The sequence below is a fragment of the Halobacterium yunchengense genome, assembly GCF_037031165.1.
Taxonomy (GTDB): domain Archaea; phylum Halobacteriota; class Halobacteria; order Halobacteriales; family Halobacteriaceae; genus Halobacterium; species Halobacterium yunchengense.
Window position 1 is genome coordinate 54,746 of the sequence record NZ_JAYEZL010000003.1, and the last position, 25,376, is coordinate 80,121.

General features: G+C 70.5%; 22 protein-coding genes. 11 read left to right on the top strand and 11 right to left on the bottom strand.

Translation table 11 applies throughout. The features are described 5' to 3' along the window. Window positions 1-38: 38 nt before the first annotated feature. Window positions 39-767: an archaeal proteasome endopeptidase complex subunit beta gene (psmB, locus tag U5911_RS09390; RefSeq protein ID WP_336036777.1), complete on the top strand. Its 729-nt coding sequence runs from the start codon at window positions 39-41 to the stop codon at window positions 765-767. Between the two features lie 197 nt (window positions 768-964). On the opposite strand, the gene U5911_RS09395 is transcribed toward psmB, so the two are convergent. Next, a complete protein-coding gene (locus U5911_RS09395) occupies window positions 965-2,500 on the bottom strand; it encodes a glutamate-cysteine ligase family protein (RefSeq protein ID WP_336036778.1) in 1,536 nt (511 codons plus the stop codon). Between the two features lie 133 nt (window positions 2,501-2,633). Here U5911_RS09395 and ligA point away from each other — a divergent pair, with 133 nt between their 5' ends. The 4 genes from ligA to U5911_RS09415 all read left to right on the top strand — a co-directional run bounded on the left by ligA (window position 2,634) and on the right by U5911_RS09415 (window position 6,268). Further along, a complete protein-coding gene (ligA, locus tag U5911_RS09400; RefSeq protein WP_336036779.1) occupies window positions 2,634-4,301 on the top strand; it encodes an ATP-dependent DNA ligase LigA in 1,668 nt (555 codons plus the stop codon). Window positions 4,302-4,391: 90 nt separating this feature from the next. After that, window positions 4,392-4,619: a DUF1328 family protein gene (locus tag U5911_RS09405; RefSeq protein ID WP_336036780.1), complete on the top strand. Its 228-nt coding sequence runs from the start codon at window positions 4,392-4,394 to the stop codon at window positions 4,617-4,619. Window positions 4,620-4,704: 85 nt separating this feature from the next. Continuing rightward, a complete protein-coding gene (locus U5911_RS09410) occupies window positions 4,705-5,484 on the top strand; it encodes an HAD-IIA family hydrolase (protein ID WP_336036781.1) in 780 nt (259 codons plus the stop codon). Between the two features lie 40 nt (window positions 5,485-5,524). Next, window positions 5,525-6,268: an MBL fold metallo-hydrolase gene (locus U5911_RS09415; protein ID WP_336036782.1), complete on the top strand. Its 744-nt coding sequence runs from the start codon at window positions 5,525-5,527 to the stop codon at window positions 6,266-6,268. A gap of 132 nt (window positions 6,269-6,400) precedes the next feature. Here U5911_RS09415 and U5911_RS09420 read toward each other — a convergent pair whose 3' ends face one another. After that, window positions 6,401-7,513 (bottom strand): DNA topoisomerase IV subunit A, encoded by a 1,113-nt coding sequence (locus tag U5911_RS09420; protein ID WP_336036783.1) that lies wholly within the window; start codon window positions 7,511-7,513, stop codon window positions 6,401-6,403. Window positions 7,514-7,516: 3 nt separating this feature from the next. After that, the gene (locus tag U5911_RS09425; protein WP_336036784.1) at window positions 7,517-9,919 is read right to left on the bottom strand and encodes a DNA topoisomerase VI subunit B; all 2,403 of its coding nucleotides are present in this window, start codon (window positions 9,917-9,919) and stop codon (window positions 7,517-7,519) included. Between the two features lie 224 nt (window positions 9,920-10,143). Here U5911_RS09425 and gyrB point away from each other — a divergent pair, with 224 nt between their 5' ends. Together gyrB and gyrA are read left to right on the top strand one after the other, a co-directional pair. Beyond that, window positions 10,144-12,081 (top strand): DNA topoisomerase (ATP-hydrolyzing) subunit B, encoded by a 1,938-nt coding sequence (gyrB, locus tag U5911_RS09430; RefSeq protein WP_336036785.1) that lies wholly within the window; start codon window positions 10,144-10,146, stop codon window positions 12,079-12,081. A 1-nt stretch (window position 12,082) separates the two neighbouring features. Next, window positions 12,083-14,569, top strand: coding sequence for a DNA gyrase subunit A (gene gyrA / locus U5911_RS09435; protein WP_336036786.1), 2,487 nt, complete (start codon window positions 12,083-12,085; stop codon window positions 14,567-14,569). A 246-nt stretch (window positions 14,570-14,815) separates the two neighbouring features. Here the strand turns inward: gyrA and rocF are convergent, their stop codons facing one another. Beyond that, window positions 14,816-15,721: an arginase gene (gene rocF / locus U5911_RS09440; RefSeq protein ID WP_336036787.1), complete on the bottom strand. Its 906-nt coding sequence runs from the start codon at window positions 15,719-15,721 to the stop codon at window positions 14,816-14,818. A gap of 89 nt (window positions 15,722-15,810) precedes the next feature. On the opposite strand from rocF, the gene U5911_RS09445 reads away from it, so the two are divergent. Continuing rightward, entirely contained in the window at window positions 15,811-16,137 is a 327-nt protein-coding gene (locus U5911_RS09445) for a hypothetical protein (protein ID WP_336036788.1), read from the top strand. A gap of 12 nt (window positions 16,138-16,149) precedes the next feature. Here U5911_RS09445 and U5911_RS09450 read toward each other — a convergent pair whose 3' ends face one another. Beyond that, window positions 16,150-17,070, bottom strand: a complete 921-nt coding sequence (locus U5911_RS09450; protein ID WP_336036789.1) for an NAD-dependent epimerase/dehydratase family protein — start codon at window positions 17,068-17,070, stop codon at window positions 16,150-16,152. 109 nt (window positions 17,071-17,179) lie between these two features. On the opposite strand from U5911_RS09450, the gene U5911_RS09455 reads away from it, so the two are divergent. Both U5911_RS09455 and U5911_RS09460 read left to right on the top strand, forming a co-directional pair. Then, window positions 17,180-17,713: an Rrf2 family transcriptional regulator gene (locus U5911_RS09455; RefSeq protein ID WP_336036790.1), complete on the top strand. Its 534-nt coding sequence runs from the start codon at window positions 17,180-17,182 to the stop codon at window positions 17,711-17,713. Between the two features lie 113 nt (window positions 17,714-17,826). Continuing rightward, on the top strand, window positions 17,827-18,996 hold the full coding sequence (locus U5911_RS09460; protein WP_336036791.1) for an NAD(P)/FAD-dependent oxidoreductase: 1,170 nt from the start codon (window positions 17,827-17,829) through the stop codon (window positions 18,994-18,996). A gap of 7 nt (window positions 18,997-19,003) precedes the next feature. On the opposite strand, the gene U5911_RS09465 is transcribed toward U5911_RS09460, so the two are convergent. Continuing rightward, window positions 19,004-19,360 (bottom strand): hypothetical protein, encoded by a 357-nt coding sequence (locus tag U5911_RS09465; RefSeq protein WP_336036792.1) that lies wholly within the window; start codon window positions 19,358-19,360, stop codon window positions 19,004-19,006. Window positions 19,361-19,519: 159 nt separating this feature from the next. On the opposite strand from U5911_RS09465, the gene U5911_RS09470 reads away from it, so the two are divergent. Further along, window positions 19,520-19,942 carry a CBS domain-containing protein gene (locus U5911_RS09470; protein WP_336036793.1) on the top strand — a complete coding sequence of 141 codons (423 nt, stop codon included), beginning with the start codon at window positions 19,520-19,522 and terminating at the stop codon, window positions 19,940-19,942. An 81-nt stretch (window positions 19,943-20,023) separates the two neighbouring features. Here U5911_RS09470 and U5911_RS09475 read toward each other — a convergent pair whose 3' ends face one another. From U5911_RS09475 to U5911_RS09495, 5 genes are read right to left on the bottom strand one after another with little or no spacing between them, the layout of a single operon-like run. Next, on the bottom strand, window positions 20,024-20,845 hold the full coding sequence (locus U5911_RS09475) for a nucleoside phosphorylase (RefSeq protein WP_336036794.1): 822 nt from the start codon (window positions 20,843-20,845) through the stop codon (window positions 20,024-20,026). Between the two features lie 54 nt (window positions 20,846-20,899). Beyond that, complete coding sequence (gene cdd / locus U5911_RS09480) at window positions 20,900-21,301, bottom strand: cytidine deaminase (protein WP_336036795.1); 402 nt, start codon at window positions 21,299-21,301, stop codon at window positions 20,900-20,902. Window positions 21,302-21,352: 51 nt separating this feature from the next. After that, on the bottom strand, window positions 21,353-22,504 hold the full coding sequence (locus U5911_RS09485) for an ABC transporter permease (RefSeq protein WP_336036796.1): 1,152 nt from the start codon (window positions 22,502-22,504) through the stop codon (window positions 21,353-21,355). Next, window positions 22,497-23,786 carry an ABC transporter permease gene (locus U5911_RS09490; RefSeq protein WP_418771529.1) on the bottom strand — a complete coding sequence of 430 codons (1,290 nt, stop codon included), beginning with the start codon at window positions 23,784-23,786 and terminating at the stop codon, window positions 22,497-22,499. Before U5911_RS09490 ends, U5911_RS09485 begins: the two co-directional genes overlap by 8 nt. After that, window positions 23,783-25,354, bottom strand: a complete 1,572-nt coding sequence (locus U5911_RS09495; protein WP_336036797.1) for an ABC transporter ATP-binding protein — start codon at window positions 25,352-25,354, stop codon at window positions 23,783-23,785. The genes U5911_RS09490 and U5911_RS09495 overlap by 4 nt, the downstream gene beginning before the upstream one ends. Window positions 25,355-25,376 lie beyond the last annotated feature (22 nt).

Below are 25,376 nucleotides of genomic sequence, written 5' to 3' on the forward strand. Positions count from 1 at the left end.
AGATGGTTTTATCAGTCCCGGACTGGTAACCTCTGGTAATGTTCGACGGCAACGACGGCCCCGAATTCGCCCGGAATCAGGCCCGCTTCGGCGGCACCCAGAACCCCTACGAACCGGAGATCGGTTCGCTCCCAGACGGACCCCAGGCCGCAAGCGGCGACGAGGTCACGAAGACCGGCACCACCATCGTCGGCATCACCACCGACGACGGCGTCGTGATGGCCTCCGACATGCGAGCGAGCCTCGGCGGCCGCGTCGTCTCCAACAAGAACGTCCAGAAGGTCGAGGAGATCCAGCCGAACGCCGCCCTCTCGCTGTCTGGGACGGTCGGCGGCGCCCAGTCGTTCATCCGCTCGCTGCGCGCTGAGGCGAACCTCTACGAGGCCCGCCGCGGCGAGTACATGTCCATCAACGCCCTCGCCACGATGGGCTCGAACCTCCTGCGCGGCGGCCCGTTCTTCGCCGTCGCGCCCATCCTCGGCGGCGTCGACGAGGAGGGCGGTCACGTGTTCAGCCTCGACCCCTCCGGGAGCGCGCTCTCCGACGAGTACTCCGCGCAGGGCTCCGGGATGCCGTACGCGCTCGGCACCCTCGAGCAGGAGTACCGCGAGGACCTCACCATGGACGAGGCCGTCACGGCCGCCGCCCGCGCCATCGACTCCGCCAGCGAGCGCGACACCGCGTCCGGTAACGGCATCCACGTCACGAAGGTCACCCGCGAGAACGTCGAGATCGTCGGCCACAAGGACATCGACGAAGTCCTGTAAGCAGGCACCGACGCTGCAGACGCAGCCACGATCGGCGACGCCCGGCCGTCGCGCCGCCGCACTGATTCTCCCTCTCGGAACGCGCGACCGACCAGCGGCGGCCCCGGCGTTCGGCGATGGTCTCCTCGGTCGCCGCCCACTCCAGTGTCCGTCGACGGCCTCATCGGTCGCCGACGGCTCTGTGCCCGTCTACGGCCTCAGTCGTCGTCCAGTTCGGCGCCGCGGCCGAGCCAGTCCGCGAAGCTCCCGGACAGCAGCGTCTCGCGCTGGTTCTCGATGTACTCGCACTGCATCGCGTAGACGGCGTTCTCGAAGCCGTTGCCGTCCTCGAGGGCTTCGCGGATGCGCTCGCGCTTCCAGGACGCCGGCGTGATCTCGTGGCGGGCGCGCTGGCGGAGCGGCCAGAGGTACTTCGCGGCCTCCTCGTTCGAGAGGCCGCGGCGCCGCAGGCCGGCCTCCGCCTGCTCGAGGACGTCGGCGTAGACGCTCCGGACGTCGCCGACGCGGTCGCCGTCGGCGTCCACCCACTCGAGGTCCGCGTCGAGGCCGCGCTTCGCGGCGGCGTAGAAGTTCTCGCGGGCGGTCTCCCAGTCGAGGTCGTAGACGGGGTGTTCCGTCCGCGGCAGGTTCTCCAGGAGGCCGGCGAACGCCGCCTGCACCGCGATGGTGTCCCGGACCGTCGGCTGGCCGGCGATGGGGCGGAACTCGATGCGCGCGTTCGCGTCCTCCCGGGACGCGCCGCCGAACACCGGCCGCACCCACCGCCAGTACGTCCCGTGCTTGCGCCGCCAGTGCGCGAACTCGTCGTCGAAGCGGCCGCCGCCCTCGACGGGCATCGGGACGATGGTCTCGTCGGCGGCGACCCGGTCGACGGCGTCCTCGACGCTGTCGAGGTCCTCCGGGAAGCGGACCTTCCGCTGCTCGCCGGGGACGTTCAGGACCGTCTCGAAGACGTCGATGCGGGACTCCCGCCACGCGTCCGCGAGAATCTCCTCGGCGGTCGCGTCCTCGTCGTAGAGGTCCGGCGGGAACACCGGCGAGTTCGCGCACAGCGCGAGCAGGGGGCCGGCGAGCCGGACAGCGTACCGGAAGTACGTCGGCAGGTCGACCGCCTGGGGGACCTGGTAGTGCGGCTGGATGGACGTGATGAGCGCCTCCGGCATCACGGTGTCCGCCTGCAGGTCGACGTGCGGGGAGTCCAGGCGCATCCCCGCCGGCTGGTCGGTGTTCGCCATCGCGTGGTAGCGCGCCGACGCCGACATGTTCGTCGCGACCTGGACGCCGTCGCGGTTCACGCTGTCCGTGAGGTAGCCGCGCGCGGTCTCGCCCTCCGGGGGGATCGTCCACATCCCGTCGCTGACGAGGTGGAGGCCCTCCGCGGCCATCGGCTCCGCCGCGGCGCGGAGCTTCGCCTTCACCTCGGCCTCCTGGGCGCGCAGTCCGTCGTCGTTCAGCGGCTGGGGGCTCGTCGACATCTCGGCGTTGTGCAGGCCGAGTTCCTTCTCGAAGCCCACGAACTCGAGGACGCGACGCGGCACGCGCGCCAGCGAGCCGTCGTCGCTGACCGCGTAGAACTCGTACTCGAGGCCGACGATGGCCTGCGGGTTGTCGAACGTCCCGGCCGCGATCTCGGCCGCCACGGTCTCGGCGTCGCCCCACACCTGTTGCTGGAACGCGTCGGCGTCGACGGCCAGCACTTCCCGCACGCGATCCACGAGGTCCGACCCTGCCATGCCGGGGTAGTTCGGTCGCCGCCCGTAATAAGGCCGGTGGCGTCGGGCCGGTGGCGTCGGGCCGGTGGCGTCGGGCCGGTGGCGCGCGGACACTCCGACTGTTTTATCCCAGAGAACCGGCTACCGGCGGGTGATGGAGTTCGAGACGTTCGCGGCGCGCGCCGCCGACGTGGAGGCGACCGACGCCGACCTGGCCGTCGTGGACCGCGTCGCGGACCTCCTCGCGGCGGCCGGCGGCGACCTCGCCGTCGTGGCGCGGTTCGTGCAGGGTCGCGTGTTCCCGGCGCACTCCGAGACGAAACTCGACATCGGGCCGCGGCTCTGCTACGAGGCGCTGGCGCGCGCGGCGTCGACGAACGTCACCGCCGACGACGTGGAACGGCGGCTGGCCGAGACGGGCGACGTCGGCGAGGTGGCGGCGAGCCTCGACCTCGGCGGCCAGGCCGGACTCGGGGCGTTCGCGTCGGGCGGCGACGGGGGCGCACTGACGGTCGTGGACGTCTACGAGGACCTGGCGGCGCTGGCGGCGGCCGCGGGCGACGGCAGCCAGGACGAGAAGGTGACGCTGCTGTTCGGCCTGTTCAACAGGTGCTCGGGCGAGGAGGCGCGGTACCTCGCGCGCCTCGTGCTCGGTGAGATGCGCATCGGCGTCGGCGAGGGCACCGTCAGGGACGCCGTCGCGGCGGCCTTCGACGTCGACGTCGACGCCGTCGAGCGCGCGCTCCAGGTCTCTAACGACTACGGCCTCGTCGCGGAGACGGCGCGCGACGACGGCGAGGACGGCCTGGACGCGATGCACCTCGAGGTCGGCCGGCCGGTGCAGGCGATGCTCGCGCAGGCCGGCACCGTCACCGACGCCCTCGAGGAGTGGGAGGCGGCCGCCGTGGAGACGAAGTTCGACGGCGCGCGCGTTCAGGTGCACTGGGACGGCGAGGCGGTGTCGCTGTACTCGCGAAACATGGAGGACGTGACGGCCGCGCTCCCCGAACTCGTGGAGTTCGTCGAGGCGAACGTCGACGCGCCCGTCATCCTCGACGGCGAGGCGGTCGCCGTCGACGACGACGGCAGCCCGCTGCCGTTCCAGGAGATCCTCAAGCGCTTCCGCCGCAAGCACGACGTCGCCGCGATGCGCGACGAGGTCCGCGTGCGCCTGCACGCCTTCGACTGCCTGCACGCGGCGGGCGAGGACCTCCTCGCGGCCCCCTTTCAGGACCGCCACGAGCGCCTCGCCGCGGTCGTCGACGACGCGGACGCGGTCTCGGACCTCCTCGTCACGGCCGACCCCGACGAGATCGCCGCGTTCGAGGACCGCGCCCTCGAGGCCGGCCACGAGGGCATCATGCTGAAAGACCCCGACGCGGCGTACACGCCCGGCGACCGCGGGAAACACTGGCTGAAGCGCAAACCCGACGTGGAGACGTTGGACCTCGTCGTGACGGGCGCCGAGTGGGGCGAGGGGCGGCGGGCCTCGCTGTTCGGGACGTTCCTGCTGGCGGCCCGCGACGAGGACGCCGGCGAGTTCGAGACCATCGGGAAGGTCGCGACGGGCGTCACCGACGAACAGCTCGCGGACCTCACCGCGCTGCTGGAGCCGCACGTGCGCGGCGAGGACGGCCAGGACGTCGACGTCGAGCCGGCGGTCGTCTTCGAGGTGGGCTACGAGGAGATCCAGGCGTCGCCGACGTACTCCTCGGGGTACGCGCTGCGGTTCCCCCGGTTCGTCACCGTCCGCGAGGACAAGGCGCCGGAGGCGGCGGACACCATCGAGCGCGTCGAGCGCCTCGCCGGCGAACAGGGGTAGCCGGTCCCTGCGACACGCACCGCACGCCGCTCGTCGCGTCGACTCCGTACGGCCGAACTAACTATCCGTCAGCCGGGAGTGCGTCCAGGTATGGGTTCGTCGCTCGCAACCGTCGGCTTCGCGGCCACCGACGTACTGGCCGAACCGCTGCCGCTCGTGGGCGGCGGCGGCTTCATCGAGCTCGCGGTCCTGTTCTTCGTGCTCGCCATCGTCGCCGCGATCGTGGGCGCGCGCGGCGTCGCGGGCGTCAGCATGACCATCGCGAAGTGGATGATCATCATCTTCGTCGTGCTCGCCGTCGTCTCCCTGCTCCTGTAACCGGCGACGGCCGCCGCTCGACGGCGCGCGGCGCCGGGGCTGCCGTCGCCGGTGGGTTGAACACGAGAGCGGCCCAACGCCCGCCATGACCTACCGCGGCGTCGTCGTGGACATCGACGGCACGCTCCTGCACGACGGCGAACCGATCCCGGGCGCGCTCGACGGGCTGGCCGCGCTCCGCGAGACGGCCGAGCGCGTGCTCTTCCTCACGAACAACCCCACCGTGTCGCCCGAGCGGTACGCCGGCCACCTCGGCAGTCTGGGCGTCGACGCGGACGCCGAGGACGTGCTGACGGCGGCGGTCGCGACCGTCGACTACCTCCGCGAGCGCCACGCCGGCGAGCGCGTGTTCCCCATCGCGGAGGACTCCGTCGTCGACCAGTTCCGCGACGCCGGCGTGCCGCTGACCGACGACCCGTCCGCGGCCGAGGTCGTGGTCGCGGGCTACCACCGCGAGTTCCACTACCGGGACATGGAGGCCGCCCTCGAGGCCCTCACCGACGGCGTGGCGTTCGTCGGGACGGACCCCGACCGCACCGTGCCGACCGCCGACGGCCTGAAACCGGGGTCTGGCGCCATCATCAACGCCGTCGCCGGCGTCACCGACCGCGAACCCGACGCCGTCCTCGGGAAGCCCTCGGAGACGACCGGGCGCCTCGCCGCGGACCGCCTCGGCGTCCCCGCCGACGACTGCGTGCTCGTCGGCGACCGCCTCGACACGGACGTCGCGATGGGCGAGCGCGCCGGGATGACGACCGTGCTCGTGCGGACGGGCGTGGACGGCGACGACGCGCTCGCTACCAGCGACGTCCGGCCGGACCACGTCGTCGACTCGCTGGCCGACGTCGCCGCCCTGTTCTCGTGACGCCGAAAGCGCTATTCGGCGCGTCGCCGAAGCCCCGCTCGTGACCGTTCGACAGGCCGACCTGACGGTGGACTGGCTGGGGTACGCGACCGCGCGGATCGAGTGGCCGGACGGCACCGTCGCGTACACGGACCCGGGCCGGTACGGCGTGCTCACCGGCGAGTGGACGCCCGGCGACTTCGACACCGCCGGCGGCCACCCCGAGAGCACCGACTACCGCGCGCAGGACGCGGACCTCGTGGTCGTCACGCACGACCACCACTACGACCCGGACGGCGTCGAGCGCGTCGCCGGCGAGGACGCGACGGTGGTCGTCTACGAGGGCGTCGACGCCGACCGGATCGGTCGCGACGTCGCGCCGGTCGCCGACCTGCCGTACGACGTCGAGCGCGTCGCGTACGGCGACTCGCTGGCGGTCGGTGGCGTCGGCGTCGAGGTCGTGCAGGCGGAGACCGAGCCGGACGAGCCCGGCGGCAGGTCCTCGCACCCGCCGGGGTTCGGCTGCGGGTTCGTGCTGGACCGCGGCGACCGGAGCGTCCTCTGGACCGGCGACTCGGACGCGCTCCCCGTGCACGCCACCGTCGACCCCGACGTCCTCCTACCGCCCATCAGCGGCCAGATCACGATGGGCGAGCGGGAGGCCGCGGACCTGGCGGCGCGCCTCGGTCCCGACCTCGTCGTCCCGATTCACTACAACACCTTCGAGGGGCTGGCCGGCGACGGCCGCGCGTTCGCGGAGGCGGTCGCCAGCAGCGGGATTCCGGTCGCACTGGACGAGCGGTAGAACGGGCGTGCCGGCGTCCGCGAGCGCGGCGCGCTCGCGGTTCACCCGCCCTCGCTCCGCTCTGGCGGGGGTTTTCCCCGGGGTTTTGCCGCGAGTGGTGCGCGAAGCGAACCCGAGCGGGAAAACGTGGGTCTAGATGACGCCCATCTCGTCGAGGCGCTCGGGGAGGTAGGTGTCGGTGACGAAGTCGAGGCCGCGGGAGGCCAGCGCCTGCTGTTCGGCCTTCTTGTCGATGTCGAGCTGGAGTTCGATCTGTTCGGTCCAGAAGTCGCTCTGGAAGCGCGGGTCCTCGAGCTCGGACTCGAGGGCGTTCTGGTCGGAGTCCCCGAGCGGGTCCGTCGGGAGGTCGTAGTCGACGATGTCCTGCGGGCGGATGCCGACGTACTCGGCCTCCGGGGTGGCGAGGTACTCCGAGAGGTGCGCGGACTTGATGGAGCCGTAGGCCACGGAGCCGAAGATGCGGTACGACCAGGGGTCGCCGTCAGTGAACACCGTGACGGGGAGGCCGAGTTCGTCGTGGAGACGCTTCGTGATGCGGCGGGTGGCCCGCGCCGGCTGGCCCTTCAGGTGGACGACGAGGCAGTCGTACTCGTCGTCGAAGCCGTTCTCGATGAGGCGGTCGCGCATACCGCCGGTCTCGACGGCGAGGATGAACTCGCAGTCGTGGTCGAGGAACTCGATGGTGTCGGGGTTGTTCGGGATCTGGTAGCCGCCCTCGCCGACGTCCTCCTGGCAGTGGATGACGCGCTCGCCGCGGCGGGTCTGCTCGCGGAGCTCCAGGGGACCCATGAGCGTCGCGCCGGACTCCTCGGGGCGCATGTGGAAGTCCTCGCGCTTGACGCCGGAGACGATCTCGAGGTCCTCGACGAGCTTGTCGCTCTCGCTCTGGTCGTTGAACTTCGCCTCCTTCTCGTCCCAGGACTCCGAGAGGTAGTACAGCTCCCGGAGCGTCGACGAGCGGTCCTCCTCGAGCTGCTGGGCGAGGAAGTCGATGGTGTAGACGGACTTCAGGAGCTTGCGCGCGCCCCGAACGGAGTTCGCCGAGCGCGTGCTCGTGCGGTCGCCGTACACCCAGACGTTCGAGTCCTCGTCGTACTCGATGTTGGACTTCGACCGCGTCGGGAGGCGCATCCGCGGGACGTCGCCCTGCTGGAACTGGTCGTAGAACTGTTCGGCGAGGTCGACGAGCTGGTCGCGTGCGTCGTCGCCCTTCGGCGTGTCCGGTGTGGATTCTGCGTCGCTCATTGGTTAGTCGTTGACAGTCAGTCGCGCGTCCTCGACGCCCTGCACGGAGAGGTCGGCGTCGGCGTCCTCGGGCGCCTCGTAGGTGAGTTCGGCGGTGTCGCCGCCCGAGACGGTCGGCGACCACTTCACGAACCACTCGCCGTCCATCTCCACGACGTTCCCGTCGGAGGGGTCGGCGGGCTCCGTGGAGACGATGTCCGTGACGTCGACGTCGGCGCTGGAGCTGCCGTGGTTCTCCACGCGGAGGGTCACAGTGCCGTTCTCGCGTTCGCGCTCGACGAGGACGTTGTTCATGATGCGCGCCAGCGAGTCATCGACGTCGAGTGGCTCGTTGCCGGTCATCTCCGTGACCTTCTCCGCCATCGTCGGCAGGATGTCCATGATGACGCTCTGTTTCTGCTGGCGCTTGCGCATCGACTGGCGCTTCTTCAGGAAGGACTTCAGCTCGCGGGCGGCCTCCCGCACCGCGAGCTCGATCTCGTCCTCGATCTCCGGGACCGACGCGACGGCGTCCTTGGACTCGCTCGTGAACGGGACGTTCGTCGAGGCGACGTGCACCATGATGACGGCGGGCCCGTGGGGGAGGCCGCTGCCGCCGGGCTGGTCGAGGTTGTAGTTCCGCCAGCCGATGTCCTTCACGACGCCGGTCGTCGCGCACGCGCCGCGCTGGTAGACGAGCGGCACGCGGTTCGCGAACCGAAGCAGGTCGACGGTGCCGTCGTCCTCGAGCTCCCCGCCGTACGCGATGCCGGCCTCCACGATGAACGGGTCGCCGCCGTGGACCTCGGCGTCGCGGGTCGCCGCGGCGTAGAACTCGGCGTCGAACTCCTTGCGGAGGCCGGCCTCGACGAGGTCGGCCTCGATGGGTGACAGACAGGACGTCGGCGGCGCCATCACGTCCACCTGCTCCATCGCGGCGAGGAGGTCGCTGGCGGTGTCGCGGTCGCCCGCGACCTCGCGGACGAGCGGCGGGTCGTCCGGGACGGTCGCCATCCCGGACCAGAGCTCGTCGACGACGTTCTCGCGGGCGGTCTCGCCGACCGTCGCGTCGTCGTACTCCTCGGTCTGCTCGGCGGCCCGGTGGACGAAGTCCCCGAGCTCGGCCCGGGTGACGCGGTCCCGGGGAGTGTCCTCGCCGAACTTCGCGGCGATCCGCTCCGCGAGGCCGCGCACCGTCGCGTCGTCCTTCTGGGCCGTGGTGGCGTCGTCGACGGCGACGAAGACGTCCGCCGCGCGGTCGTCGGTGAGCTCCGCCCACACCGCCTCGACGACGTTCCCCCGGACGGTGTCGCCGAACACGGTCCCGGTCTCGGACTCCATGTCCTCGGCGGCGTCCGCGGCGATCTGCTTGACCTCCGAGTACGCGACGCGCCCGCGCTCCTCGATGGCGTCGACGACGCGTTCGGCGTACTGCTTCGTGTGCGTCGCGTCCTTGTTCGAGACGGCGCCGACCACCACGGCCGCCAGGTCGACGTCCGCCTCGACGCCCGGCGGCCGCCACCGCGCCTCCCGCCCGTAGTGGCGGTCCTTGAACTCCGCGACGACGCCGTCGGCGGTCTTCTTGCCGACGCGCGTGAACTCGCCCTGGAGGAACCCGGACAGCGAGTGGGAGTCCGTGTCGTCGAGCATCTTGATGAGCGTCCCGAGTTCGACGCCGTGGGGGTGGGGGCGGATCTCCTCGGTCTCGTCGGGGAGGCCGGCGCCCTCGGCGCGCTCGGACTTGATCTCGCCGTTCGGCTCCTGGAGTTCGATGCGCGCGTGGGGGTTGACGACCGCGGTGTGCTTGACGTAGTCGTGGAGCTGGCCGCGGGCGCGCATGTTCGCCTCCATGTCCATCTCGATGCGCGTGCCGTGGGTGCCCCGGAGGTCGCTCTCGGCGGGCGACAGCTCCTCCTCGACGCTGATCTCGGGCTCGTTGGCGTCCGTGTCGATGATGAGCTCGTAGTAGTTCGCGACCCCGCTGTCCTGGGTGCGGCTCTCGATGCGCACCGGCTTCCCCGAGGTGAGCTGCGAGTAGAGGACGGCCGCGGAGATGCCGATGCCCTGCTGGCCGCGGCTCTGTTCGCGCGCGTGGAACCGCGAGCCGTACAGGAGTTTGCCGAAGATCTTCGGGATCTGCTCTTTCGTGATGCCGGGGCCGTTGTCCTCCACGACGAGCGTGTAGTAGTCGCGGTGCTCGTCGATCTCGACGTAGATGTCCGGGAGGATGCCGGCCTCCTCCGTGGCGTCGAGGGCGTTGTCGACGGCCTCCTTGACGGCCGTCACCAGCCCCCGGGCCCCGGAGTCGAAGCCCAGCATGTGCTTGTTCTTCTCGAAGAACTCGGCGATGGAGATCTCGCGCTGGCTCGCGGCGAGCTCCTCCGCGATGCCCTCCTCCTCACCGAGCGTCTGCTGGAAGGACGTCATTCGATACGTGCCCTTTCCCGGTGCGGGGCTAAAACCCCAGCGGTGTGCGGAGTGAAAGTGAAACTAAACGCGGGACGGCCGCCGGCTGAACGCCCCATCGAGGCGTTCCCGGCTCGTCGTCGACGGCCACTGTCTGACAGTTTGTCTGACGTCCGTCGGACGCCCTCGCGCGCACGCGTGCGAGCCTTTTTTACCCCCAGGGGGACTAGGGGGAATCAACGTTCATGTCTGACCAAAGCGAGTACAGCGCCGGCCAGATCCAGGTCCTCGAGGGCCTGGAGGCCGTCCAGAAGCGGCCGGCGATGTACATCGGCTCCACTGACTCCCGTGGCCTCCACCATCTCGTCTACGAGGTCGTGGACAACTCCATCGACGAGGCACTGGCCGGGTACTGCGACCGGATCGAGGTGACGCTGCACGACGACGGGTCGGTCAGCGTCGAGGACGACGGTCGCGGCATCCCCATCGACACCCACGAGGAGTACGACCGGCCGGCGGTCGAGGTCATCCTCACCGTCCTGCACGCCGGCGGGAAGTTCGACGGGAAGTCCTACCAGGTCTCCGGCGGCCTCCACGGCGTCGGCGTCTCCGTGGTGAACGCGCTCTCCGAGCGCCTCGCCGTCGTCGTCGACCGCGACGGCGGCCGGTACCGCGAGAAGTTCGAGCGCGGCGAGCCCGTCACGGACCTCGAGCGCGTCGGCGACAGCGACGAGACGGGCACCCTCATCCGGTTCCGGCCGGACGCCGAGATCTTCGAGACGACGGACTTCGAGTACTCCACGCTCGAGTCGCGGCTCCGCGAGCTCGCGTTCCTGAACTCGGGCGTCGAGATCACGCTCACCGACGAGCGCGGCGACGAGCCGCGGTCGTCGTCGTTCCAGTACGAGGGCGGCATCCGGGAGTTCGTCGAGTACCTCAACGAGAGCCGGCAGGCCCTCCACGACGACGTCATCTACTTCGAGGACGAGGCGCCCGCCGACGAGGACGCGGACAACGGCGCCGTCCAGGTCGAGATCGCGATGCAGGCGACCGACGACCTCCAGTCCTCGACGCACGCGTTCGCGAACAACATCAACACCCGGGAGGGCGGCACCCACCTCACGGGGTTCAAGACCGCGCTGACGCGCACGGTCAACGACTACGCGAACGCCAACGACCTCCTCGGCGACCTCGACGGCGAGAACCTCAAGGGCGAGGACATCCGCGAGGGGCTGACGGCGGTCATCTCCGTGAAGCACCCCGACCCCCAGTTCGAGGGGCAGACGAAGACGAAACTCGGCAACAGCGAGGTCCGGGGCGTCGTCGAGAGCACGGTCCACGAGGGCCTCGGGACGTACTTCGAGGAGAACCCCGACACCGCGGAGGCGGTCGTCCGGAAGGCCGTCGAGGCGGCGAAGGCCCGGAAGGCCGCGAAGAAGGCCGAGGAGCTGACCCGCCGGAAGTCCGCGCTGTCCTCGACGAGCCTCCCCGGGAAGCTCGCGGACTGCCAGACGAAAGACCCCGAGGACGCCGAGCTGTTCATCGTGGAGGGCGACTCCGCGGGCGGCTCCGCCAAGCAGGGCCGGAACCCCGAGTTCCAGGCGATCCTGCCGCTCGGCGGGAAGATCCTGAACGTCGAGAAACACCGCCTCGACCGCATCCTCGAACACGACGAGATCCGGCACATCATCACGGCGCTCGGCACCGGCATCGGCGACGAGTTCGACATCGACGACCTCCGGTACGAGAAGATCATCATGATGACGGACGCGGACGTCGACGGCGCGCACATCCGCACGCTGTTGTTGACGTTCTTCTACCGGCACATGAAGCCGCTGCTGGAGGCGGGCTACGTGTACGCCGCCCAGCCGCCGCTGTACCGCGTCCGGTACCGCGGGGAGACCTACGACGCGATGACCGAGGACGAACGCGACCGGATCGTCGAAGAGCAGTGCGACGGCAACCCGACGCAGGTCCAGCGGTTCAAGGGCCTCGGGGAGATGAACCCCCAGCAGCTCTGGGACACGACGATGGACCCCGAGCACCGCATCCTCAAGCGCATCACCGTCGACGACGCGGCGGCGGCGGACAAGATGTTCTCCGTGCTGATGGGGGACGCCGTCGAACCGCGCAAGCAGTTCATCCAGGACCACGCCCAGGACGCAGAGTGGGTGGACATCTGATATGAGTTCGGAAGCACCAGACCCAGACGTACCCGACGACGTGGCGGACCGCGTGAAGAACGTCCGCGTGGACGACGAGATGGAGCAGTCGTACATCGACTACGCGATGAGCGTCATCGCGGGCCGGGCGCTCCCGCGCGTCGAGGACGGCCTCAAGCCCGTACACCGCCGCATCCTCTACGCGATGCACGAGTCCGGCGTCACGAGCGGCGCCAGCCACCGGAAGTCCTCGAACATCGTCGGCGACACGATGGGTGACTACCACCCCCACGGCGACTCGCCCATCTACGACTCGCTCGTGCGGATGGCCCAGGACTTCTCGATGCGGTACCCGCTCGTCGACGGCCAGGGGAACTTCGGCAGCGTCGACGGCGACCCGGCCGCCGCGATGCGGTACACGGAGGCCCGGATGGCGCCCATCGCGGAGGAACTGCTGACCGACATCGAGAAGGACACCGTCGACTTCCAGGCGAACTACGACGACCGCCTCGAGGAGCCGACGGTGCTGCCGGCGGCGTTCCCGAACCTCCTCGTGAACGGCTCGTCGGGCATCGCGGTCGGGATGTCCACGAACATCCCGCCGCACAACCTCGGCGAGGTCGTGGACGCGACCATCCACCTCATCGACGACCCCGACTGCACGGTCCTCGACCTGATGGACCACGTGAAGGGGCCGGACTTCCCGACGGCCGGCAACATCGTCGGCCGGTCGGACGTCAAGCAGGCCTACCAGACGGGGCGGGGCCGCATCCGGATGCGCGCGGAGTACCGCGTCGAGGAGCAGTCCGGCGGCGACCGCATCGTCATCACGGAACTGCCCTACCAGCAGAACAAGTCCAAGCTCGTCGAGCGCATCGCCGACGACGTCCGCGACGGCAAGCTGGAGGGCATCAGCGACCTCCGGGACGAGTCCGACCGGAACGGCATCCGCATCGTGATCGAGTTGAAGCGGTCGGCGAACACGGACGTCGTGGAGAACCACCTCCTGGAGTCCCACCTCGAGAAGACGTTCGGCGTCATCAACCTCGCGCTCGTCGACGGCCAGCCGAAGGTCCTGACGCTGAAGGAGCTGCTCGAGGAGTACGTCGCCCACCGGAAGGAGGTGGTGCGGCGGCGCAGCGAGCACGACCTCGCGGAGGCCGAGGACCGCGCGCACATCCTCGAGGGGCGCCTGAAGGCCCTCGAGCAGGTCGACGACGTCGTCGACACCATCCAGGACGCCGAGGACCGCGACGACGCCAAGGAGGCGCTGAAGGCCGAGTTCGGGTTCACGCAGCCCCAGGCCGACCACATCGTCCGGATGCAGCTCGGCAGCCTGACGTCGATGGAGGCCGCCGAGATCGAAGACGAGTACGAGGACGTCACGGCCCGCATCGAGCGCCTCGAGGAGATCCTCGGCAGCGAGGACGAACTCCTCTCGGTCGTCAAAGACGAGCTCCGCGAGATCAGAGACGAGTACGCCGACGACCGCCGCACCTCGTTCGTCGAGGACACCGGCACGGTCACCGACGAGGACCTCATCCCCGAGGAGGACGTCGTCGTCGTGCTCTCCGAGCAGGACTACATCAAGCGCGTGCCGGCGGCGACGTTCGACCCCCAGCACCGCGGCGGCAAGGGCATCATCGGCAGCGACCTCAAGGACGGCGACCGCGTCTCCGCGGTGTTCACCGCGAGCACGCACGACTACCTCCTGTGTTTCACGAACCAGGGCCAGGTGTACCGCCTGAAGGTCCACCAGGTCCCGGAGATGTCCCGGACAGCCAGGGGGACCTCGGCGGTGAACGTCCTCGACCTCGACGACGGCGAGGAGATCTCCGCGGTCGTCACCGCCGACGACCTCGACTTCGAGGCCGACGACGAGTACCTCACGATGGCGACCAGGGACGGCTACGTGAAGCGCACGAGCGTCGGCGAGTTCGCGAACATCCTCTCGACGGGCATCATCGCCATCGACCTCGAGGACGGCGACGAGCTCGCGGACGTCGAGGTGACGGACGGCAGCCACGACGTCGTGCTCGGCAGCGAGCACGGCATGGCGATCCGGTTCGACGAGACGGACGTCCGGCCGATGGGCCGGAACGCCCGGGGCGTCCACGGCATGGACCTCGAGGGCGACGACCGCGTGGCGGGCGTCGCCGCGGTCGAGCCCGACGACGACCGCACGCTGCTCACCGTCACCGAGTTCGGGTACGGGAAGCGCACGCCGCTCGGCGAGTACCGCAAGCAGTCCCGGAACGGCAAGGGGCTGGTGGACATCAAGACCGGCGACCGGAACGGCAGCGTCGTCTCCCTCGACACGGTCGCCGAGGGCGACAACCTCGTCGTGATGAGCGAGGGCGGCCAGATCATCCGGATGCCCGTCGACGAGATCTCGACGTACGGCCGGAACACGAAGGGCGTGAAGATCATGGACGTCGAGGCCGGCGACGAGGTCGCCGACGTCTGCGTCTACACGCCGAGCGAGTCCGGGGAGAGCGACGAGGCGTAGCGAGGCGGGGCGGCCGCCGACGCGTTCGTTTTTCGACCGGTAGCGCGCTCACGCTCGTCCAGACAGCCGCCGGTACCGCCGTCGCGTTCACGCTCCAATCGGGCGGCTGCGAGTCAGGCCGTCCCGGGGCACTCCGAACCGACGCGAGTCGCCCGTCGGAAGGGAAGTGCGAGTCGCCCGTCGGAAGGGAAGTGCGAGTCGCCCGTCGGAAGGGAAGTGCGAGTCGCCCGTCGGGAGGGGAGTCCGTCAGAGCACGCGCTTGCCGAGCGCGCTGGCGACGAGCTCTGCGGCGATCTCCGCGGTGCGGTTCGACTGGTCGAGGATCGGGTTCACTTCCACGACCTCCAGCGACCGCAGACAGCCGGTGGCGTCGTCGCGCTCCGCGACGGTCTCCAGGGCGGCGTGGGCCTCCCGGTAGGTCGCGCCGCCGCGGACCGGCGTGCCGACGCCGGGGGCCTCGTCGGGGTCGAGCCAGTCCATGTCGAGGCTGACGTGGACGCCGTCCGTCCCGGTCGTGACGACGTCCAGCGCGTCCTCGACGACGTCCGTGACGCCGCGCTCGTCGATGTCGCTCATCGTGAACGCCGTCATGGCGCTGTCGCGGATGGCCTCCCGCTCGTGGTCGTCGAGGTTCCGGAGGCCGACGAGCGCGACGTTCTCCTCGCGGAGGCCGGCCGCGTTCGCCCACGCGGTGTCCGCGAACTCGTCGCGGCCGAGCGCCGCCGCCAGCGGCATCCCGTGGACGTTCCCCGACGGCGACGTCGACGGCGTGTTGAAGTCGCCGTGGGCGTCCAGCCAGAGCACGCCGAGGTCGGCGTCGCGGGCGGCGCCCGCCATCGTCCCGATGGCGACCGCGTGGTCCCCGCCGAGCACCAGCGGGAACGCGCCGTCGTCGACGGTCGCCGCGACCTCGTCGGCGAGGCGACTGCAGACGTCCTCGATCTCGGGGAGGAACTTCGCGTGCTCGTGGCTGGGCGACCGCTCCTCCGCGCGCGGCACGAGCAGGTCGCCGGTGTCGACGACGTCGACGCCCGCCTGCGCGAGTTCGTTGGCGAGGTCGGCGTACCGGATGGCCGACGGCCCCATGTCGACGCCGCGTCGGTCCGCGCCGTAGTCCATCGGCGCGCCGATGACGTGAACTTCAGTGGACATGGCTTCGAGTACGTGGACCGGCCTTTAGTCCGTCCGGTTCCCGGCCCGCCGGCGAAGCGCTTATGTGAACGAGTCGCAGACGCTGTGGTGTGCCCTCCAAACGCCGACAGGTCTACTACCTGGGAATCCGCGTCGCCGCGTGGCTGCTGTGGCTGCCGCTCACCGGGGACCTCCGGCACGGGCGAACGTACGGCGAACTCAGGCGCCTGCGACCGAGAGAGGTCCTCGTCCTGCTCGTCCCGCTGGGGTGTTACGCGCTCGTCGGCGGCTGGCTGTACCTGGCGTTCCCGCCGGAACTGTACGCGTGGGCGGGTGCCGTTGTGGTCACCGGGCTCGTCCTCGGCGGGACGCTCGTCGCCTCGACGGTCGTGACGGCGAAGGTCGCCGACTGGGCGCTCGTGTACGCGGACCGCTGAGGCGACCGCCGGTCAGCGAAGGTACGGCTCGCAGACCCGTTCGACGCCCTCCTCGAAGCCGATCCGGGGCTCCCAGCCGGTCGCCGCCCGGATCTTCGAGACGTCCGCGCACGTGTCGTGGACGTAGTTCTCCAGCGGGATGGGTTCGTACTCGGGGTCGACGTCCGTCCCGAGGACGTCGTTGATCAGCTCGACCATCTCGTTGAACGAGTACGACTCGCCGGTCCCGAGGTTGTAGACGCCCGCGAGCTCGTGGTCGGCCGTCGCCACCAGTCCGCGGACGACGTCGTCGACGTGCGTGAAGTCGCGGGTCTGGCTGCCGTCGCCCCACAGCACGGGCGACTGGCCGTTCGCGATCTTGTCCGCGAACTGCGAGACGGTGTTGGCGTACTCGCCCTTGTGGGCCTCGTTGCCGCCGTAGCCCTGGTAGACCGAGAAGAAGCGCATGCCGGCGCACGTCAGGTCGTCGTAGAAGTTGTTGTAGTACTCGCCGTAGCGCTCGCGGCCGAGCATCGACGCGTCGTAGCCGGTCGCGGCCTCCAGGTCCATGTCCTCCGGGCTGGGCTCGGTGCGGCTGCCGTACGCGGAGGACGTGGACGCGTACACCACCGTCTCGCAGCCGTCGGCGTGGGCCTGCTCGACGACGTTCACGAACCCCTCGACGTTCACCCTGGCACCCCGCCGGGGGTTCTCCTCGAGCATCTGGCGGCTCGAGAGCGCCGCCAGGTGGAACACCACGTCGACGTCCGTCGGCAGCGACTCGTCGAGGACGTCCGCCTCGACGTACTCCACGTCGTCGTCGAGGTTCTCCGGGGTGCCGAGGTAGCCGTTGTCCAGCGCGACCACGTCGTTGCCCTCGCTGGCGAGGTGGTTCGCGAGGTTCGACCCGATGAACCCCGCGCCGCCCGTCACGAGCACTCGTTCGTCGTCCATACGCAGGGGGTCGTCGGTCGCGCCGTAAAGCCTGCCGTTTCGCCGCGGACGTGCCCAGTCTGCTGGCACCATCGGGGGATTTATGCAAAACACTGGCCAACCGTAGGGTATGTCATCGATTGAACTGACCTCCAGCCAGAAGACGATCCTGCGCGCGCTCGTCGACCTCTACACGGAGCGCGAGCGGGCCGTCAAGGGCGAGGACATCGCCGAGGAGGTCGACCGGAACCCGGGCACCATCCGAAACCAGATGCAGAGCCTGAAAGCCCTCCAGCTCGTCGAGGGCGTCCCGGGGCCGAAGGGCGGCTACAAGCCGACCGTCGACGCATACGAGGCCCTGGAGATCCAGCAGCTCGACACCACCGCGGAGATACCGGTCGTCCACGACGGCGAGGAGGTCGAGGACGCGAACGTCGAGGAGATCGGGTTGACGAGCGTCCACCACCCCGAGCTCTGCCGCGCCGAGATCCACCTCCGGGGGTCGATCCGGGAGTTCCACGAGGGGGACAGCGTCACCGTCGGGCCGACGCCGCTGTCGAAGCTCGTCATCGAGGGGACCGTCGACGGGAAAGACGACACCGCGAACATCCTCGTCCTGAAGATCGACTCGATGCGGGCGCCCGCCGAGGAGCCCGAGCACTAGGTTCAGCGACGGGCGCTTCGGCGGCGGGGAACGGGCTGGGCGCGCGGGAAACGGACTGGGGCGCCGCGACGCGATTCAAAGCCTTTGTATCACCGGGTCTCCGAGTCCTCAACATGACCACGAGAGTCGTCGTTCTCGGCGCGGGCTACGCGGGTGCAGGTGCGATACCGAAACTCGAGTCCGCGCTGGGTCCCGACGCCGAACTCGTCTGGGTGTCGGAGACGGACTACCACCTCGTGTTGCACGAGGCCCACCGCATCATCCGGGACCCGGCGGTGCGGGAGAAGATCACGATCCCCGTCGAGGACGTGAAGTCCCGGAGCACGGAGTTCGTCCACGACGCCGTCGTCGACGTCCACACCGGCGACCGGACGGTCGAACTCGCCGAGGGCGACGACCTCTCCTACGACTACCTGCTGGTCGGCATCGGCTCGGAGACCGCGACCTACGGCATCGAGGGGATGGACGAGCACCCGCTCACGCTGAAGAGCCTCGACGACGCCCTCGAGATCCACGAGGCCGTGAAGGCGGCCGCACAGGACGCCACCCGGGACGATCCAGCGCGGGTCGTCGTCGGCGGCGCCGGGCTCTCGGGCATCCAGAGCGCGGGCGAGGTCGCGGAGTTCCGCGACCGCCACAACGCGCCCGTCGACGTGACGCTCGTCGAGGCCCTCCCCGAGATCTTCCCGCCGGGCGACAGCGAGATCCAGGGGGCGCTCCGCCACCACCTCGAGCGGGCGGGCGTGGACATCCTCACGGACGACCCCATCACGGCCGCGACCGAGGACACCCTCGAGTTCGACGAGCGCGAGGACCTCGCCTACGACGTCTTCCTGTGGACCGGCGGCGTCACGGGGCCGAGCGAACTCGCGGACGTCGACGTCGAGGCCGAGCACAACCGCCTGCAGGCCGAGTCGACCCTCCAGACCGAGGACGAGCGCGTGTTCGCGGTCGGGGACTGCTCGATGGTCGACCAGGGCGACGACGAGGTCGCGCCGCCGACCGCCCAGGCCGCCTGGCAGGCCGCCGACGTCGCCGCGGGCAACATCGCGCGCGCCATCGAGGGCCGGCCGCTGGAGTCGTGGACGTACGACGACCAGGGGACGCTCGTGTCCGTCGGGGAGACCGCCATCGCGCACGACGTCCGGCTCGGCGGCGTGTCCGCGCCGGTGCGGACGTTCAACAGCGCGCCGGCGAAGGTCCTGAAGAAGGGCGCGGCGGCGCGCTGGATCGCGAAGCTGACGTCGTGGTCGCGCGCGATGAAGGCCTGGGACGCGCTGTAGGCGAGTCCTACGCGACGTCGGCGACCGGCCGCTTCTCGACGCGCCACTCGCCGGCCTGCGCGTCCAGGAGGAACGTCCGGCTGGCCTTATCCGACTGCAACAGGAGTTTGCTGTCCGTCGTCTCGTACTTCGAGAGCAGTTTCACCTCGAGTTCCTCCCGGACCGTCTCGAACCGGAGGCGGTGGCGGCCGCCCGCCTCGTAGAGGCCGACGCGCATCCGGATCTGGTCGTCGGTCGGCGGGAACTCGCAGAACAGCGTCTCCGCGGTGTGCTCCTCGACGTCGCCGCCGTTCGTCGTCGCCCACGCCTCGAACGCGTCGACGAACGACGCCGACAGCCCGTCGTCGTCCCAGATCTCCTGCATACCTCCGGGTCGCGCCGGGGCGTGTTATCGTTTCGGGAGGCGGCCGCGCGCGTCGCGAGTCGCCGGTAGGCCGAGCGTACTCGCGGACGGCGACAGTAGGAGGGACGTACTCGCGGAAGGCGACGCACAACAAAGGCCGCGTTCGCCGAACCGCCGTCCATGCCAGTCGCAGACGTCGCCCGCACGAACGTCGTCACAGCCCACCGCGACCAGTCAGCCGGCAACCTCGCGAGCGTGATGGTCGACGAGGACGTCGGCAGCGTCGTCATCGAGGACGACGACCAGCCGGTCGGCATCGTCACGGACCGCGACCTCGTCGTCGACGTCCTCGAACCGCGCCACGAACCGGCGGAGGTGTCCGCCGCGGACATCATGACCGAGACGCCGGTCACGGTGGCGACCGACGACGGCGTCTTCGACACCACGGAGACGATGGCCGAGCACGCCGTCCGACGCCTCCCGGTCGTGGACGGCGACGGGGCCCTCGAGGGCATCGTCGCGCTCGACGACCTCGTGGTGTTGCTCAGCGACGAACTGGGCCACCTCGCGGACGTCGTGGAGGCCGAGTCGCCGCCGTACTGACCCACTGCTCGCCGCCCCGGGTGCGTCGACGGTCGCAGCGACCACTCCACCGACGTCGACACTCGGCGTCGGTACCGGCCCCTAGTCGAGGCTGAGGCCGGCGTGCCACTCGTCGACGCCGGCCTCGGCCTTCTTCTCGTCCATCTTCGCGAGCAGGTCGACCGCGAGGCTCGCCGTCTCGGCGGCGGTGGTCTCGCCCTCCGTGAGGAACTCGCCGGTCTCGCGGTTCGCGAACACCGAGCAGACGGCGCCCGCGCGCAGCCCGTAGACGTTCGCGATGGTGCAGATGGCGGCGGCCTCCATCTCCACGTTCGCGACGTTCGCGTCCTTCAGCTCCTGGACGAGGTCGTCGCTGCCGGCGGCCTCGAAGCCGTCGAAGCCGGGGCGGCCCTGGCCGGCGTAGAAGCTGTCCGAGCTCATCGTGAGGCCGACGTGGTAGTCGTGGCCGAGGCGCTCGGCGGCCGCGACGAGCGCCGCGACGACCTCGTGGCTGGCGACCGCGGGGTAGTCCTCGCGGACGTACTCGTCGCTGGTGCCCTCCTGGCGGACCGCCCCGCGCGTGATGACGAGGTCGCCGGGCTCCATCTCCGCCTGGAGCGCGCCACAGGACCCCACGCGGACGAACGTGTCCGCGCCGACGCGCGCCAGCTCCTCGACGGCGATGGCCGCGGACGGCGAGCCGATGCCGGTCGACGTCACCGAGATGGGCGTGCCGTCGTAGGTGCCGGTCGCGGTGCGGTACTCGCGGTGGTAGGCGACCTCCTCGTGGTCGTCCCAGAGGGGCGTGATCTTGTCGAGGCGCTCGGGGTTGCCGGGGAGCAGGACGCTGGACGCGACGTCCCCCTCGGACAGTTCCACGTGATACTGGACCTCGTCGTTCGGGTCCTCGCTGTCACCGGGCATACCCCCAGGGTTCGCCCCCCGTGGGCAAAGTGTCTTCCCGTTCGGGAACCCGGGCTACGGCTCGACGCCGAGCATCCCGGGCGTGATGGTGTCGGGGACGAGTTCGCCGACCGTGTACCGCTCGAAGCCGCCGCCGGTGTCACAGAGCACCGGCGTGTCGTCCTCGCAGAACTCCGCGAGGGTCTGCCGGCACATCCCGCAGGGCGTGACGGCGTCCCGGGCCGCCGACGTCACGACCACCGTCGCGAGCTCGCGGTGGCCGTCGGCGGTCGCCCGGCCGACGGCGACCTCCTCGGCGTGCAGGCTGTTCGAGTAGTTCGCGTTCTCGACGTTACAGCCCGTGTAGACGCTGCCGTCCGCGGTCTCGACGGCGGCGCCGACCGGGTACTCCGAGTACGGCACGTAGGCGTTCTCCAGGGCGTCGCGGGCGGCGGCGAGCAGGTCCTCGTCGTCCATGCGCGTCCGTTCGACGACGGCGCGTAAAAAGCCGCTGCGTTCCGGCAGCCCCTACTCGTCCTCGCCGGACTCGTAGTGCTCGCCCGCCGCGGACGGGAGCCGCGTGCGGCCGAACAGCGCGAGCACCACGATGACGGTGACGTACGGGATGGTGCGCACGAGCTCGGCGGGGACGGCGACGACGTCGCGGGCCTGCAGCGTGAGCTGGGTCGCGTCCAGGCCCGCGAACAGCATCGTCGACGCGAGCGCGCCCACGGGGTTGTAGTTCCCGAAGAGGTACGCGACGATGGCGATGAACCCCTTCCCGTTGACCATCGTCGGGCCGTTCCCCGTGAACTGACCGATGGAGAGCGCGAGCGCTGCGCCGCCGACGCCGGCGAACACGCCCGACAGGAGGACGGCGACGTACCGGACGCGCGTGACGTTCACGCCCGCGGTGTCCAGCGCCTTCGGGTTCTCGCCGCTGGCCTTCACCCACCGGCCGAACGCCGTCCGGTTGAGCGTGTACCACGACAGCGCGACGGCGCCGAGCATCAGGTAGACCGGCGGGCTGGCGTCGAAGAGCGCGCCGAAGAACGGCGCGTCGACGAGTGCCGCGTCGACGACGGGCAGCGGCGCCGTGACGGCGTCGGACACGAACGGGATGCCGAGGTCGGGCAGCGTCGGGAACGTGTCGACGCTGGCGGTGTTCTTCGAGCCGTAGACGATCTGTGAGAGGAACGGCGCGAGCCCGAGCGCGATGAGCCAGACCGCGAGGCCGGCGATGATCTGGTCGGCGCGGAACTCGATGCAGACCACCGCGAACAGCAGCGCGAGCAGCGTGCTCGCGACGACGCCGCCGAGCAGGCCGTACCAGACGCTGCCGGTGAGGTCGGTCACCCAGACGCCGGCGAACGCGGCGATGATGAGCAGGCCCTCGAGCCCGATGTTGATGACGCCGGACTTCTCCGCGAAGATGCCGCCGAGCGCCGCGAACGCGATGGGGACGGACAGCCGGAGCGTCGCGGCGAGCGTCGAACTGTCGGTGAGCACGTCGAACAGCCGGCCGGGCGTCGACCCGGGCGCGACCACGCCGGCGGCGACGAGCGCGAGCACCGCGGCGAGCGCGACGCCGACGACGACCTGCTGGGGTCGGCTCCGGCCGGCGAACAGCCACTCGTGGGCGCGCTCGGGGAGCCGCCGCACCGCGTCGGCGCTACTCATCGACACCACCCCGGGTGCCGCCGTCGGCGGCGACCGGCTGGTCGCCCCGCGGCTGCACGGACCAGAACTTCCGGCCGGCGAGCCGGAAGAACTCCGGCATCGCGACGAACAGGATGATGAGGCCGCGGAGCACGCCGACGAGGGCGGGCGGGACGTCCGAGCCGGTCTGGACGACGATGCTGCCGCTCTTCAGGACGCCGAAGAGGAACGCCGCCGCCCCGACGCCGAGCGGGTTGTTCCCGGCGAGGATGGAGACGGTGATGCCGTCGAAGCCGTACGACGGCACGCCGGTCTGGAAGTTCCCGAGCACCATCATCACGTAGACAGCGCCGCCGAGGCCGGCGAGCGCGCCCGACAGCGCCATGCTCGTCACGACGGTGCGGTCGGCGTCGACGCCGCCGTACTCCGCGGCGTCCGGCTGGAGGCCGCTCGTGCGGAGGTCGTAGCCGTAGGCCGTGTGCCGGAGGAGGTACCAGACGCCGACGAGGACGGCGACGCCGAACGCGAGCGCGACCACGGAGACGTCGTCGCGCGGCCGGAAGACGACCTCCGGGAACATCGCGACGTCGGGGAGGGCGACGGTCTGGTTCGCGAAGCTCTCGGGGTCCTTGAAGTACTTGTTCCGGGACACCAGGAACAGCGCGACCGACGTCGCCACGAAGTTCAGCATGATGGTGGTGATCACCTCGTTGGCGTCGGCGTACGCCTTCAGCGCCCCCGGGAGCGCGCCGTAGAGACCGCCGCCGACGGCGCCGAACAGCAGGCCGACGGGGAGCAGGACGACCGTCGCCAGCAGGCCGAGGCCCGCGAGCGGCGGCGCGACGTAGACGAGCGCGACGGCCGTGGCGAGCGCGCCCACGACGAGCTGGCCCTGCGCGCCGATGTTGAAGATGCCGGCGCGGAACGCCACCGCGACGGCGACGCCCGTGAACAGGAGGACGGTCGTCTCGGCGACGGTGGTCGCGAACTGGCCGTTCGTCGGGTCCGCCGTGATGTCCCCGAGCGCGCCGAGGAACAGGAGGTCGTACACCGCGATGGGGTCGTAGCAGAACCCCACCGCGAACAGCGCGCTGCCGCCCGTGAACTGCGTGACGAGGCTGCCCGGGAACGCGAGCGTGTACGCGGCGGACTCGCAGGACGTCATGCGGCCGGCGCCGAGGATGATGACGGCGCCGATGAGCACGGACAGAAGCAGCGCGGACGTGCTGATGAGGAACCGCTCGACGCCGGACGCGCGGACGAGGCGCTCCATCGCGTCGCGGGCGCGGTCGCCGAGGGTCACTGCGCCACCTCCGTGCGCGCGGTCGCCTCGCGCGGCTCGTACCCCTCGGGGTACTCGCCGGCCATCAGCAGCCCGAGTTCCTCCTCGGTGACGTCGTCGGGGTCGACGACCGCCATCAGGTCGCCGTCGTGTATCACGCCCAGGCGGTCGGACAGCCCCTGGACCTCGTCGAGCTTCGAGGACACCAGGAGGACGCCGCGGCCGTCGTCCCGGAGGTCCAGCAGCCGGTCGTGGATGAACTCCTGGCTGCCGATGTCGACGCCGCGGGTCGGGTGCGTGGCGACGACGAGCCGCGGGTCGCGCTCGAACTCGCGGCCGACGACGAACTTCTGCTGGTTGCCGCCGGAGAGGGAGACGGCGTCGGCGTCCGGGTTCCCGGGGCGGACGTCGTACTCGTCGACGATGGCCTCGGCGTGGTCCCGCGAGCGGTCCCAGTCGATGGTGCCGCCGGACGCGAACTGCTCGCTGTGCTGGCTGCCGAGGATGCCGTTCTCCACGAGGTCGAACGGCATCACGAGACCGCGCTCCTGGCGGTCCTCGGGGACGTAGGCCATCCCGCGCTCTATGCGCTCCCGGCGCGAGTCGCCGGTGACGTCGCGGCCGTCGAAGGTGACGGCGCCGTCCTCGGGGTCACGGAGCCCCGTGATCGCCTCGACGAGTTCCGCCTGGCCGTTCCCGTCGACGCCCGCGACGCCGAACACCTCGCCCTCGCGCACCGCGAAGGAGACGTCCGTCACGGCGGGGACGTCGCGGTCGTCGCTCACGTACAGCGAGTCCACGTCGAGGACGACGTCGCCGACCTCGCCCGCGCGTGAGTCGACCTCCAGGACGACCTCGCGGCCGACCATCAGTTCCGCGAGCTCCTCCCGGGAGGTGTCCTCGGCGGCGACGGTCGCGACGTTTTCCCCGTCGCGGAGGACCGTGATGTCGTCGGCGGCGTGCATCGCCTCGCCGAGCTTGTGCGTGATGAAGATGACCGTCTTCCCCTGGTCGGTGAGCTCCTCGAGGACGCCGAAGAGGTCCTCGACCTCCTGGGGCGTGAGCACGGCGGTCGGTTCGTCGAGGATGAGGACGTCCGCGCCGCGGTACAGCGCTTTCAGGATCTCGACGCGCTGCTGGACGCCGACGCTGACGTCCGCGACGGTCGCGTCCGGGTCGACGTCGAACCCGTACCGCTCGCTGAGTTCGACGACCTCCCGGCGCGCGGCGTCGCGGTCGACCGCGAGCCCGCCCCACTTCCGGGGTTCGTTGCCGAGCGCGATGTTCTCGGCGACGGTCATCGTGTCCACGAGCATGAAGTGCTGGTGGATCATGCCGACGCCGGCGTCGATGGCGTCCCGCGGCGAGTCGAACTCCCGGGGCGCGCCGTCCACGACGACGCGGCCGCCGTCGGGCTGATAGAGCCCGTAGAGGACGTTCATCAGCGTCGTCTTCCCCGCGCCGTTCTCCCCGAGGAGCGCGTGGACGGACCCGCGCTCGACGGTCAGGTCCACCTCGTCGTTGGCGACGACGCCGGGGAACCGCTTCGTGATCGCTTCCAGTCTGACGGCCGTGTCCGTTCGTGTCATTGCGTGCAGAATTGGGTGTCGT